General features: G+C 38.2%; 9 protein-coding genes. 5 read left to right on the top strand and 4 right to left on the bottom strand.

What is annotated here, in order from left to right; genetic code table 11:
* The first annotated feature begins 215 nt into the window (after positions 1 to 215).
* Entirely contained in the window at positions 216 to 1,502 is a 1,287-nt protein-coding gene (locus DSM106972_RS17860) for a Sll1247 family protein (RefSeq protein ID WP_127081974.1), read from the top strand.
* A gap of 16 nt (positions 1,503 to 1,518) precedes the next feature.
* On the opposite strand, the gene DSM106972_RS17855 is transcribed toward DSM106972_RS17860, so the two are convergent.
* Positions 1,519 to 2,370, bottom strand: coding sequence for a PD-(D/E)XK nuclease family protein (locus tag DSM106972_RS17855; RefSeq protein WP_127082217.1), 852 nt, complete (start codon positions 2,368 to 2,370; stop codon positions 1,519 to 1,521).
* Between the two features lie 411 nt (positions 2,371 to 2,781).
* Between DSM106972_RS17855 and DSM106972_RS17850 the strand changes: the two genes are divergently transcribed.
* A complete protein-coding gene (locus DSM106972_RS17850; protein WP_127081973.1) occupies positions 2,782 to 3,054 on the top strand; it encodes a lipopolysaccharide assembly protein LapA domain-containing protein in 273 nt (90 codons plus the stop codon).
* A 48-nt stretch (positions 3,055 to 3,102) separates the two neighbouring features.
* Here the strand turns inward: DSM106972_RS17850 and DSM106972_RS17845 are convergent, their stop codons facing one another.
* The gene (locus DSM106972_RS17845) at positions 3,103 to 4,221 is read right to left on the bottom strand and encodes an ABC transporter permease (RefSeq protein WP_127081972.1); all 1,119 of its coding nucleotides are present in this window, start codon (positions 4,219 to 4,221) and stop codon (positions 3,103 to 3,105) included.
* 199 nt (positions 4,222 to 4,420) lie between these two features.
* The gene (locus DSM106972_RS17840; RefSeq protein WP_019491173.1) at positions 4,421 to 5,284 is read right to left on the bottom strand and encodes an Npun_R2479 family HD domain-containing metalloprotein; all 864 of its coding nucleotides are present in this window, start codon (positions 5,282 to 5,284) and stop codon (positions 4,421 to 4,423) included.
* Between the two features lie 665 nt (positions 5,285 to 5,949).
* Here DSM106972_RS17840 and DSM106972_RS17835 point away from each other — a divergent pair.
* From DSM106972_RS17835 to DSM106972_RS17825, 3 genes are read left to right on the top strand one after another with little or no spacing between them, the layout of a single operon-like run.
* Positions 5,950 to 7,455: an efflux RND transporter periplasmic adaptor subunit gene (locus tag DSM106972_RS17835; protein ID WP_127081971.1), complete on the top strand. Its 1,506-nt coding sequence runs from the start codon at positions 5,950 to 5,952 to the stop codon at positions 7,453 to 7,455.
* A 30-nt stretch (positions 7,456 to 7,485) separates the two neighbouring features.
* On the top strand, positions 7,486 to 10,671 hold the full coding sequence (locus DSM106972_RS17830; RefSeq protein ID WP_233787118.1) for an efflux RND transporter permease subunit: 3,186 nt from the start codon (positions 7,486 to 7,488) through the stop codon (positions 10,669 to 10,671).
* Positions 10,672 to 10,704: 33 nt separating this feature from the next.
* Positions 10,705 to 11,613 carry a nucleotidyl transferase AbiEii/AbiGii toxin family protein gene (locus DSM106972_RS17825; protein ID WP_127081970.1) on the top strand — a complete coding sequence of 303 codons (909 nt, stop codon included), beginning with the start codon at positions 10,705 to 10,707 and terminating at the stop codon, positions 11,611 to 11,613.
* Positions 11,614 to 11,716: 103 nt separating this feature from the next.
* On the opposite strand, the gene DSM106972_RS17820 is transcribed toward DSM106972_RS17825, so the two are convergent.
* The gene (locus DSM106972_RS17820; RefSeq protein WP_127081969.1) at positions 11,717 to 13,342 is read right to left on the bottom strand and encodes a pentapeptide repeat-containing protein; all 1,626 of its coding nucleotides are present in this window, start codon (positions 13,340 to 13,342) and stop codon (positions 11,717 to 11,719) included.
* Between the last annotated feature and the right edge of the window lie 98 nt (positions 13,343 to 13,440).

Genomic DNA, 13,440 nt, shown 5'->3' with positions numbered 1-13,440 from the left:
TAAATTTTCTTAAGTTAAGTACATCAGTAAATATATTTAAATTTTATGAATATTATTTCTTCAATTAGCGGTAATTGACATTGCATAAGAGATAAAAATAAAGATAAAAATATAAATATTAAATTTGACTTTAATCTACTATTAAATGACACTCGGCACAAGAGGCGACATGTCACGTCTTTACATTCAGCACTATATATTAGCGGTGAAAGCAAGTGAGCAATTTAATAAATCTCTACTATACAAGCCTTCCTGAAAAACAAAAGATATATCAACATTTGCTACATTTTGTGCAAGTTGAATCACCAAATCAGATGCTTGTACGTTTTAAAGCACTTTTTATAAATGGTTTTGATTATCCAGAATCAGAGATATTATTGGCTTTAGATAAAATTACTACGTCTGAAACCGCTGAACATGAGTTTAATTTTTTTCTTAATCGTTGCTGCCATATTTTGATTAATCGCTGGCACATGCAGCCACAAATACATAGTTTTATCCCCGATTTAATTACCTTATTTCAATCTTCACCTTCTCGTCATAAAATTATTAGTATTCGCGAAAAGGCAATTCGGCGCCTACACATATTAGTGAAAAATTTTATCCAAAGTGAGCAATATGTTGCTTTGCGCCGATTAACACAAGTAATTTCACACAATCAAACACAGCGCAATGTTCATCAACCCCTAGCTACGTTAATGCGACGCTACCCATATTTATATGAGCATTGTTTACTAACAGAAGACTCAACAATTGAACATAAGTGGACTGTTAAGAAAATTAAAGCTGAAGTTCAAAAAGACTTTGAGCTTGATTTATCGCGTTATGTTACTTGGAAAGTTCGTTGCCATCAAGCTTCACAAATCGATAAAAATAATAATACAAGTAAACTAATTTTGCCCGTTAATAATCCGACTTTATTAAGTGAAGCAAATTTAAACGCTGCTCTCACACAATTTATGGGTAGAGTTGAGGGTGATTACACTTATGAACAATTGGCACGAAGATTTTTAAATTATACTCAAGCTTCTTGTTATGGCGCCTTTAAAGATGACTTATATGAATATCTTACTTCTGGCATTGATAGAGAATATGGCAAGCTACAATTTAATAACCGTTTGTATAAACAATTACAAAATACTTTAAGAGATACTAACGACCAAAAAATGAACGAATTTTTATTAGTTCGTACCTGTAGTCAATTACTAAACTTTTTAGTTGTAGAAAGTGCAACATCACCCCAGCATTTTACTTTTATTGATTTAATTGCCAACCAAGGTACCCTGATTACAACAGGATTGTTACTCAAAATAGTGTTGATTTGTCGTAAAGTCAAACCTTATTTAACAAAACGATTCGCAATTCTGTTTAATCATTATGAGTCAGCGACGACAAGCGGTATAGTTTGGCTTGTGGAAACCCTTGAACAGTTGAATATTGCCTACAGTATTCATTTTGGAAATGTAGACATTTCATACTTTAATCAGATTAAAACTAAATAATAGTACCACAATATATTTATACTATTTTTTTAGGTACGCTGGAAAATTGGCAAATGGAGTTAAACGGGCAAAAACGACAGTGGTAGCCTGGGTTTGGTGGAAATATTGTGTTAAAGAACTGTGCTTTTTGTTGATATCTTTCGATATCTTGCTGGTGTTTAGTAGCTATATTTGCCAGTTCTTGCTCGATTTTATCTAATTCGCTGTCAGAAATTACGATTAGCTCAGATTTTTTGCCAACTTCTAAATTATAAAACGAAGCTATAGCTTGATACTCAGGGTATAAATATCGTGCTGCGACTAAATAAACTAACGCTTGTCGGCGGTCAAATGGTGATTTGCCTGTTTTGAAGTCTAAAATATGTAAAGTCCGTAGTGATGCAGGTTGATGTTGGATATTTATGTCACCTTCTATAAAAACACAGTCCATTGCTGCGTATAATCGAAAACGGTAATCTTGTTTTTCTACGGCAATTGGTTTTGGAAAACCTTCATCACCACGTGTCAACTGGATTATTTGCTTATTATGTAGTAAAGGTGAACTATGATAGTTTTTTAAGATTTGCAACACCCGTTGTTGGACTTCTGTGGTTGTATAATTTAATTTCAGTAGTTGTGCGACTTTTTCAACGCCATCATCTCGCTTTAGAAGGTGTGGGTTGTGATGAAATTCATATACTCCTTTTTGCGCTAACAGACCTATACGCTGTGATGGAGTTGCGCTTTTTAATAAAGCTTTTACTTGTGGTTCGTGCTGACGTGCTTTAATAAACCCCCTTCGCATTTGACAATGCAAACGTTGTTGTCCTGCTGCCGGGGTAACTAATGACCAAAGATGATAGCTTATGAATGGTCGAGGGGTTAACATTGTTCGAGTCAAGTTATAGCTTAATGTAAAATTTGACACCAACTTCATTCAAATGAAATTTGGCGCCTCAGCGACAAAAAACTGCTTTTATTTATTAAAAACGGTGCTTTCAACAGCTATATTGATAAAGCCTATACTTAAGCCAAATTAATTTTGGTTATTTGGTATACTACTTAAGCGCAATTTAGCTTCATCAACCAGCAGTAGCGAGCGGAAACAATGTAACAGAAACAGCCACAACAGTAGTTTGTTTACTATTGTGGCAAATATAAAAGCTATGTTGTATACCAATTGATGAGTTTTTTATAAGATGTGCTTTAACCGCAATTCGCCATAATCCTGTTATATACAGCGTTATACGTTCGACTGACCTAGCTTTAACCTTAATAAAACGCTAAAAAAGTAAACAAAATGAAAACTATTGCCAACCTACTAACATCTTTACTAATAGCGTTCTGGGTAATTGCGATTGCTATTGTTGCCGTCCAAAACGCTGAACCTGTATCTTTAAGATTTCTGTCCTACCAGTCGATTCAAATACCTTTCGGCTTACTATTGGCGTTTAGTGCTGGTATTGGAATTATTAGTATGGCTCTTCTAATACCAGTATGGGGTCTTAGCGGCTCTGTTCGAGGGAATTCGGTCTCTGATGATGACCCAGAATTTTTTACTGATGAATATTAAGTAAAAAAAAGAAGGACAGGCAGGATGCCTATCCTACAAGAGGTAATATTATCGCTGTAAACTGCGTGGGTCTAGGGCATCACGTAAACCATCTCCCAGTAAGTTAAATGCGAGTACAGTCAAAATAATTAACAATGCAGGTGGTATTATCAACCAAGGCTGTAGCACTATAATCGAAGCGTTTGAAGCTAACGATAACATGTTACCCCAAGAGGCATCTGGTTGTTGAATGCCTAAACCAATCAAACTTAATACCGATTCTGCCTCAATAAAACTAGGAATTGAAAGAGTCGCTGCAATAATTATATAAGTCGCTGTTTGGGGTAAAATATGGCGCAAAATAATGTATATAGGTTTACCTCCCATTGCCCGTGCAGCTTGAACAAATTCGCGCTCTTTAATTGATAATACTTGACCGCGAATTACCCGTGCCAAACCAGCCCAACGAACAAACGAGGTAATAACGATGATAAGTAAGAAGCGTTCAGTGCTACTTAGTCCGGGGGGTAGTACTGCAGCAAGAGCAATTAATAAATAAGTTGTAGGAATTGTCATTAGCACTTCAACAAATCGCATAATCGTGCTGTCTGTCCAACCAGCAAAGTAGCCAGAAATACCACCAACTAACATCCCGATAGGAAAAGAAATTGCAACCCCAACAATTCCTATAAATAAGCTGATACGACCACCGTGCAAAAGACGACTAAATTGGTCGCGACCTTGGTCATCAGTTCCCAAAATATTTACTCTTCCGTCACCATCCGCACCAAATAAGTGCAAGTTGAGAGTGATACCTGGCAGAATATCAACTTCTTGCCATGAAGGTGGTAATGGTAAACTTAACTGAAATAGCTTATATTCAGGCCCTGCGGTAAATAGTCGAATCGGCGAGGGTTTGGTGTAATCTACGATAATTTCGCGTTTGCCCGTATTCAAATCGGTCTTTCCCTGCGTCGTTGGGTAAACGTGAGGGCCAATAAACCTTCCTCCATCGCGCGTTTGATAATAAATCTTAGTGGGTGGAAGCAATGAACCGTTTGCTTGTGGTTCATTGGGTCTATATGGAGCAAAAAAGTCTGCTCCAATTACCGATACATAGAAAATTATCAATAGTATTGCCCCAAACCTTGCTAAAGGGTTTTTCTTTAAACGTTGCCACCAATTCATAGTCAGTTTATGTAAATTGTCAAGTGCTTATAGTTATAAGTTAATTGTTTATCGTCAACGTTGTGGGGCAAAATGTCAATCTTTACAAAGTGCTGAATAGAAAGTACTGAGTAGAAAGTGCTGAGTGCTGAGTTTTTTTTTACTCCTAACTCCTAACTCCTAACTACTAACTCTACTCAGCACTCAGCACTCAGCACTTTTAACTAACGAGGTACAGTTTTTCTTCAATTTGGCGCTCGTGTTCGACGACAAAGACGTTGGAGTATAGATTGGCTATGATTTGTTTACCCTGTTGCGTTAAAGACAAGTAACGTAAACCGTCTTGGATATAAGGGAACACACCGTTCCAGTAGAACTTGGCGTAGTTTTTACGCAAATCCGCAGGTGTTTTATACCCTAATACCTTGTTCATTCCTGTTTCTTCAAATTCGTAGAACAATGAAGTGATTTTATTTAGGTAACGAGGGTCGCTCAATTGTCCAATTAAATCAGCAGCACGTACCAACCCTGCAAAACACTGGGTTCCTTGACTGTCTTCTTTTGCAGGTACTGGGAAGCGAGTTAATTCAATGTTGCTTTTGATAACTTCTGAGTCAATAAGTTTATGACCACCGAATCGCTCATCAATAAACAGTTTCGCTCGGTCTACATGATAAGGTGTCAGACTTGCATCAGAGGCGCCAGGTGGTAAAGGAATCATTTTTCCTTCTTTGCCTGTAGAATATAAACCATCAATTTCTTTGTCTTGACGGCATACTCCCTTGACATAGCCAATATCATGACATAACAACGAAATAATACAGTGTAACCAGTCTTCGCTCGATACTCCTCCCTCACGGATATGCTTACCACGAAGAATCTCTTGCCCAACTAGGGTTACTAAAATAGAATGTTCGACGTTGTGATAAAGAGCGTCACTGTTGGCAATGTTCTCTAACGCCATATTGCCAGCCCAAGCGATAATATCTTGATAATCTGTTTTTAGACAGCCGTAAGTACGTCTATATCCTTCACGAATCTGCTTTACAAACGCATCAATTAAAATTTCAGTTGTATTAAACATATTGGTATGAATCTAGATACTATGTATTAATGGGTTTTCTTAATCAATCTACTTAGACATAGTTTGATTAATTAAGGGTTATACAGATTTTTCCCAGATTTTGTTCGTAGCTACCATCACTATTCATTAAATTGCCCGAATCGCTTGCACAGACGAGAAAAGTTTTTCTGCCCTTATCACAGGATATGCTATGCCTTTAGGTAGATGCAAAGATTTATGGTTAATGAGTTATATATTTAGGCGCCTTAAAACTGCAGGCTTACTACGCTAACTCACTATAATACATAATAACTATTAAATTTAGTTGGTAAAGCATAAGCTTTGAGAAACCGGGTTTTTTTGTCTTAATTTGTAATCAAAACGAGAATTTGGGCTAGAAACCCGGTTTCTTTGGTGGACAAATTTAAATAACCTATTATGATTGTTATTTTTTCACATCAACTCATTGTGCTGCGGTGATTTGACGATGATTTGATGGTGATTAAGGCATTGTCAAGAGTGTGACGCGCTTCGTCATTGATTAAAAATCATGCTATCGGGTGACATATTCTACAGGCAGAAGTCAAATTTGTGCGGCATAGTTAAGATGTAGTAATTGTTTGAAAACTTTCTTAAACAAAACAAAACTGCGTAAATTCAACTTGGTCATACTGGAGGCATTAATTGTGGGGGAAGAAAGTTTTTCTGAGTTGGAAGTGCGGAAACCAATATCGGTTGATGAGGAAGATTGGCATTCGGAACCACCAAGACCAAAACGGGGATGGTTGACTCCATTGATGCTTGGTTTGGGAATGGGAATAATTATTGCCCTAGGAGGGATACGAGCATTTAGCCAGCGTCCGGGTGCTATGCCACAAGCCAAACAGGTAGCAGCGTCAACTAGTGTGGCGCCAAGTATGACTGTGACTCTTGCACAAGCTGAAACAACTCGAATTGCTCGTACCTTGCCAGTAACGGGAAACATTGCCGCACGAGACTTGACGCCAGTATTGCCACAAAGTAATGGTTTACAAGTTAAGCAAGTGTTGGTAGATATTGGTGACTTTGTAAAAGCAGGTCAAGTCATGGCAGTACTTGATAACTCAGTCATACAAGACCAAATTCGTCAAGCAAGAGCAGATATTGAATCAAGACAGGCAGATGTTTCATCGAAGCAAGCTGATGTAATATCAAGGCAAGCAGCAGTTGAAGCAGCACAAGCGGCAGTCGCATCTGCACAAGCAGTTGTGCAGCAAAGACAAGCTGATTTAGGACAAGCACGGGCAAGATTAAATGATGCACAGCGAAATGTTACCCGTAATCAACAACTTTTCGCTCAAGGCGCCATTAGTCGTCAAGCATTAGACACCTTAGAAACCACTTTGGCTACAGCGCGTGAAGCAGTGCGTCAATCTGAGGCAAATATACGTAATGCTCAAGCAAACGTTGCCACTGCACAAGCAAACGTCGGTAGCGCAACTGCAGCGGTTCGTATTGCTGAAGCTGGAACGTCGAGTGCAATTGCTAGTGTCAAGAGTAATAATGCTAGATTAGAGCAAATCAAAACGCAGCTAAGTCAGACTGTTGTTCGGGCGCCAGTTTCAGGATATATAGCAGAGAAGCTAGTGCGTGTGGGTGATGTGACGGGAGTTCCACCACAAAGTCAAATTGGTACTGTAGTTGGTGGCTCACAAAAGCTATTTTCTATTGTTCAAGACGGCAAATTAGAATTACAAGCGCAAGTCCCAGAGGTTCAGTTACCTCAAGTTAGAATTGGCGCTTCGGTACAAGTAACTTCAGACCGCGATAACCGAGTTCGTTTAATTGGCACAGTTAGAGAAATTGAGCCAGTGGTAAACCAACAGCGACGCGAAGCAACCGTAAGAATAGACTTGCCACCCACAAATTTGCTCAAACCAGGAATGTTCGCGACTGGTGAAATTAACACATCAACTGCTATTGGTGTTGCAGTCCCACAAAAAGCTGTTCAACCACAATCTGATGGCAGTGCGATTGTATTCATTCTAATGGGTGAAGACAAAGTAAAAGCCCAGAAAGTACAAGTGGGAGAAATACTCAATAATAACCGTATTGAAATTAAAGACGGTTTGAAAGTAGGTGACAAAGTGGTCATCGATGGCGCCGGTTACATCAAAGATGGTGACACAGTTAGAGTGGCAACTAACTCATAATTCCTAATTCCTAACTCCTAACTTAATTTAATGTCATTTAATATTTCAGCTTGGTCGATAAAAAAACCAGTCCCGACCATAATTTTATTTATAATTTTGACCTTAATTGGTTGGTATTCGTTCACTACTTTGGGAATAGATATCAACCCTAATATTGACGTTCCGACTGTTTCGGTGACAGTAACACAACCTGGTGCAGGTCCTGCCGAACTGGAATCACAAGTTACTAAAAAAGTAGAAGATGCCGTTGCTTCTTTGGGTAATATCGACGAGTTACGCTCGACAGTCACTGATGGTTCTAGCGTTACAACGATTAATTTTGTTTTGGGTACAAACACTGACCGTGCAACAAACGATGTTCGTAACGCAATTGCCCAAATACGACAAAATTTACCCCAAGATGTTAATGACCCAATCGTAAGACGGTTGGAATTTTCTGGTGGTCCAATCATGACCTACGCGGTGACATCAGAATCTCGTTCGGTCGAAGACTTGAGTAATTTAGTTGACCAAACAATTAGCCGTGCGCTTCTGGGTGTTCGTGGAGTTGCTCAAATTAACCGTGTTGGAGGAGTTGACAGGGAAATACGTGTAAACTTAGACCCAGAAAGATTACAGTCTTTGGGTATTACTGCCACTCAAGTAAACGACCAAATTCGAGCGTTCAACATTAATTTACCTGGAGGACGCGCTGAAGTTGGTGGCAGCGAGCAAAGTATTCGTACTCTTGGTAGTGCCGAAAGTGTTTCTGCTCTCAAAAATTATGAAATTGTCTTGCCTGGGGGAGGAAGTGTACCTTTAGCTTCTTTGGGAAATATAGATGATAGTTTTGGCGATGTTCGTCAAGCAGCAAAATTAAATAATAAACCCGTTGTTGCTTTTCAAGTGTTGCGAAGTACGGGTAGCGTTATGGTGACTGTTGAGGAAGGAGTAAAGCAAGCAGTCGCACAACTACAAAAAACTCTGCCTAAAGATGTCAAACTTGAGCTAATTTTTACACGCGCTACCTTTGTTAGGCAGTCTTACGAAAGCACCATTGATGAATTAATTCAAGCGTCAGTACTGGCGGTAATAGTAATTTTATTATTTTTACGTGATTGGCGTGCGACATTAATTACTGCTGTGGCGTTGCCTTTATCGATGATACCGACTTTTGCTGTACAGCAAGCGCTAGGTTACACGCTTAACAATATGACATTGTTAGGGTTAGCTTTGGCGGTGGGTAACTTAGTCGATGACGCGGTAGTAGAAATTGAAAATATGGAACGGCACATGGCGATGGGCAAAACGCCAATGAAAGCTGCCTTCGACTCCTCTGCTGAAGTCGGGTTAGCTGCAATTGCATCGGGTGCTACAATCATTGCCGTATTTTTACCTGTTGCCTTTATGGGAGGGGTTCCAGGTCAATTTTTCCAACCATTTGGTGTTACTGTTGCCGTTTCTACTCTTTTTTCTACCTTAGTAGCGCGCATGGTTACTCCTATGATGGGCGCCTATTTACTCAAAGATAAGCACGAAGGTCAAAATGCTGAAGGTAGAGACGCAGTTCGTGTGTCTAATTTGAATCGTGGTAAGGGGCGCCGTTTTAAACCTTATGCCTCACTGTTAAAATGGTCATTGCGCCATCGCATCATTACAATTGGCATCGCCATTGGATTCTTTATAGCTTCTTTAATGCTTGTACCGCTTATTCCTAAAGGGTTAGTGGATGGTGGAGATATCGGTATTTCTACGGTAAATATTGAATTACCACCAGGTTCAACGTTAAAAGATGTTGAAAGAGCAAGCGCTACAGCAACTAATATTATTCGCCAAAATCCTTTAGTAGAAAGTGTTCTCGCAACAGAACAAATAAATACGGCTTCACTGACAGTTAAACTAAAACCTAGAGAACAACGTAATATTTCTCAAATTGAATACGAAAATCAAACACGCCCATTACTTGAAAAAGTACCTGGCGCCCGTATTAGTTTTGCTTCGGCAGGTGCCGTTGGTGGTCGTAAAGACTTAACTATATTATTACAAAGCGAAAACCCCGAAGCGTTAAATAGGTCTGCTGTAACGTTGGAATCACAAATGCGGACAATACCTGGTATCGTTGAAGTATCTTCAAGTGCCAGTTTAGTTAAACCAGAAATACTTGTCATTCCAGACCCACAGCGTGCGGCAGATTTAGGAGTCACCGTACAATCAATAGCACGAACAGCATCGTTAGCAACAATTGGTGATAACGAAGCCAACCTGGCAAAATTTAATTTACCCGACCGTCAAATTCCCATACGTGTACAAATTGACCCCAAAGCTAGGGCAGATATTAATACACTCAAAAATCTTCGTGTACCTTCTTCAAATGGGGGCACAGTACCGCTACTTTCCGTTGCGGATATTAAATTTGGTAGTGGACCTTCAACAATCAACCGTTTTGACCGTCTGCGTCAAGTCTCAGTAGAAGCTAACTTAACCGGATTGTCATTAGGTGATGCTTTAACCAAAGTTTCTCAGTTGCCAGCGCTGCTTTCTTTGCCTGCTGAAGTTATTCAGCGTAGCTCAGGTGACGCAAAAATTATGCAGGATATTTTTAGTCGCTTTGGTTTAGCTGTACTTTTGGCAATTACCTGTATATACGCGATATTGGTGCTACTTTACAACAACTTTTTGCACCCTATTACCATCATGGCAGCATTACCATTTTGTTTGGGAGGCGCCTTAATTGGCTTATTAGTATCACAAAAAGCATTGGGTATATACGCGCTGATTGGAATTGTATTGTTGTTAGGTATCGTTACTAAGAACTCTATTTTGCTCGTAGACTACACCATTATTAACATGGAAGAAGGAAAACCGCAGCGCGCAGCGTTAATCGAAGCTGGTGTATCGCGATTGCGTCCTATCATAATGACATCATTAGCGAGTATTGCAGGCACAATTCCATTAGCATTAGGAATTGGAGCAGGCGCCGAAGTTCGTCAACCAATGGGAGTGTCAATTTTAGGAGGTTTTACAACATCAACATTGCTAACACTGCTTGTTGTACCAGTCTTATTTAGTTATATAGACGACTTCCAAACCTGGATTATAAACTTATTCAAATATGGGTTTGGTAAAAAACGGCGCCCTCGTGGAGACGTGAATCGTGGAGACGTGATTAATCCCTCCGGGAAATCCTCCGGATTACACGTCTCTACAAATCCTGACATGGAAGAAACTAGAAAATAATTAACTTCAATATAAAATTAAAAAATTAATTTTATGCTCAATCAACAAAAACTACCATTTCTAGAGTCTATTGGTTGGCAGCTAAAAAATGTATATCAAATGAGTGAAAAAGAAATGGTTCAATTGTATCAACGCAATTGGCATCATCAAACTACCTTCAACAATTTAAAACGAGAAGAAAAGGATTTTGTTCATTATTTAGCAAAAAAATATAACTCTTGGATATTACCGGATTTTGAAATGTTTAGTATCGAACATCACAATAATATACTTAAAATCCTTGATGCTTTTAATCCAGAAGTTTTCAAAAAAGCTTTTGCATACTTTGGCGGTGGTACACTCTTGGCGTTAGAGTATGATGAATACAGGCTTAGTAAAGATGTTGATTTTCTCTTCCCTTATGGAACTGAAAATTACAGGTATTTAAGAAATTTGATTTACGATGAAGGAATTGTAGCATTATTTCAAAGTACAAGAGATATCGAATTAGGTGACACTACAATAAATCAATATGGCATTCGTTTCCCTGTTGTAGTCAATGAAACAACTATTAAAGTAGAAATTGTAGCCAATGGTACTTTTACTTTAGACCCTCCTGTTTATCCTCAATGGACAAAAATTCCTTGTTTGAGTATAAGCGATAGATTTACATCTAAACTAATGGCTAATGCTGATCGATGGAACGATTCAAGTACACAATCTAGAGATTTGATTGACTTAGCAATATTGCGTGTAAATAACGAAATACCTGCACGGGCAATCGCTAAAGCTGAAGAAAGCTACGAAGTCAAGAAGCCATTACTTAAAGCCATTACTAATTTTACTCAACAAGAAATATATAGAGATAAATGTTTTCAGGAGTTAAATGTACCTGAAGAAAAATTTCCAATAATAATGGATGGAATAAATAGACTTCTTGTTGACTTTGAATTTGTGAATTAGAGGTCATTTATAAAGTAAATCTTAAATAGCTGAAACGGAGGTTGGGCTAAATATAGCCTAGAATTTAATAAGAGATAAACTTAGCTTACGGAGTGGCTTAATACTATTTCATTATTGCTCCGCTTAAATTAGCGTCTGCAAAGTTTGTGTCTTTCAAATTTGTGTCGCGCAAATCGGCGCCACGTAAATCAGCGTTCTTGAAATTAGCGTTACTAAGATTGGCGCCACGTAAGCACGAACCAGATAAGTTTGCTGCTGTTAAATTGGCGCCACTCAAATTTATATTACTTAAGTACATACCCATCAAATTAACACCTGTTAAATTAGCAGCGCTCAAATTATGTGTAAAATCTTGCACATACTTAAGATTAGCTTTGCTAAGATTAGCTGTAGTTAAATTAATATGTGTTAGTTTAACGCGACTCAAATTAGCCCCACTTAAATTAACACCAATCATATTTGCTGGAAATTCGCCTTCTGGGTCACTTAGTTGTGCTTCAGTCAAATCAGCATCACTTAAATTAGCAAATAATAAATTAGCACCTTCTAATCTTGCTTTAGTTAAATAAGCACCACTTAAATTAGCTTCACGTAAATCTGTTCCACTCAAATCAGCACCAGTTAAATTTGCACCCTTAAGATTGGCACCGCTTAAATTAGTGTTACCAAGCTGTACACTAGTTAAAAGCGCGTTTTCTAAACAGGCACCAGGTGCTATTAAATAGGCGCCTTTTGTGGCAGGATCAAAATTATCAGGGAAAACAGTAGCTTCGTTATAAACCGCATGTTGGAGATTTGCATCGTCTAAATTTACACCCGCTATATTGGCATCTAATAAATCAGCTCGACTTAAACGGGCGCCTCTCATGTCTATATTTTTCAACTCAGCTTTACGTAACGTAGACCAACTTAAATTTGCACCACTTAAATCAATTCGATTTAGCTTAATTTCACTAAAATCAACACCGCTTAAATCAGCACAACTAAGATTTGCACCATCTAACTTAGTACGAGTTAGCTTTGCTCCACTCAAATTAGCATTGTTGAGATTAGCATTTGTCAAATTGGCGCCATATAAGTTAGTATTATGCAGGTTGGCATTCTGAAGATTAGCATCGCTAAGGTCAGCATAGCGTAAATCAATACCGCTAAAATCGGTGCCGTTTAAATTAGCTCGATTTAGCTTAATATTATTTAGCGAATATCCAGTAAATAAAGCACCTTCTAGTTCAACTTCACAAAAATTACGTTCTCCGTTTTGATAACGATTTAGCAATTCATCAAGATTGATGGACGTGCGCTCTTGGGCTATATACATTTGATTAAGTAGCAATAGCATACGCTCTATCTTAAATTCTTCATCATTGAGTTTTTTAGAAGGTCTTGTTGTATTGCCAGTGTTATTACTTTTTTGAACATAAATAGTATCAATTGCTTCTAAAAAAATAGCAGTAGTGTGTAGCAAAGATTCAGATTTATCAAATTTAGAAAATTCTATATCTGAATTTATGTCAGCTTGTTGATAAAAAAGATTTTGTAAATCTGCTACTTCCCACTGTAAACTTTCTACAATTTGGACATCGGGTCGATTCTCAAATTTATCTATTAAATTATCTAACTCGCGTTTCATCCCTTGCAAATACTGTTTGAGTAGTACTTGCTGGCGTTCCATTTGTTCTAGCCTAGAAACCAAAGATAAAAATTCTCGTTCAGAGTTAGAAATATTCATCGATTTATAAATAAAAGTAGAGTGCTAACCTGATAACCTATATGCCATGAGCATAGAAGAATCCGTATACTCGAATCCTATATCTATGTTTCCCAAGA

Source organism: Dulcicalothrix desertica PCC 7102 (assembly GCF_003991905.1).
In the GTDB taxonomy this organism is placed as follows: Bacteria; Cyanobacteriota; Cyanobacteriia; order Cyanobacteriales; family Nostocaceae; genus Dulcicalothrix; species Dulcicalothrix desertica.
This window is presented reverse-complemented; position numbering and strand designations above follow the sequence as displayed.

Coding starts and splice junctions, on each gene's coding strand:
- DSM106972_RS17830 (WP_233787118.1), top strand. CDS start 7,486: ATGTCATTTAATATTTCAGCTTGGTCGATAAAAAAACCAGTCCCGACC.
- DSM106972_RS17825 (WP_127081970.1), top strand. CDS start 10,705: ATGCTCAATCAACAAAAACTACCATTTCTAGAGTCTATTGGTTGGCAG.
- DSM106972_RS17845 (WP_127081972.1), bottom strand. CDS start 4,221: ATGAATTGGTGGCAACGTTTAAAGAAAAACCCTTTAGCAAGGTTTGGG.
- DSM106972_RS17820 (WP_127081969.1), bottom strand. CDS start 13,342: ATGAATATTTCTAACTCTGAACGAGAATTTTTATCTTTGGTTTCTAGG.
- DSM106972_RS17855 (WP_127082217.1), bottom strand. CDS start 2,370: ATGTTAACCCCTCGACCATTCATAAGCTATCATCTTTGGTCATTAGTT.
- DSM106972_RS17840 (WP_019491173.1), bottom strand. CDS start 5,284: ATGTTTAATACAACTGAAATTTTAATTGATGCGTTTGTAAAGCAGATT.
- DSM106972_RS17850 (WP_127081973.1), top strand. CDS start 2,782: ATGAAAACTATTGCCAACCTACTAACATCTTTACTAATAGCGTTCTGG.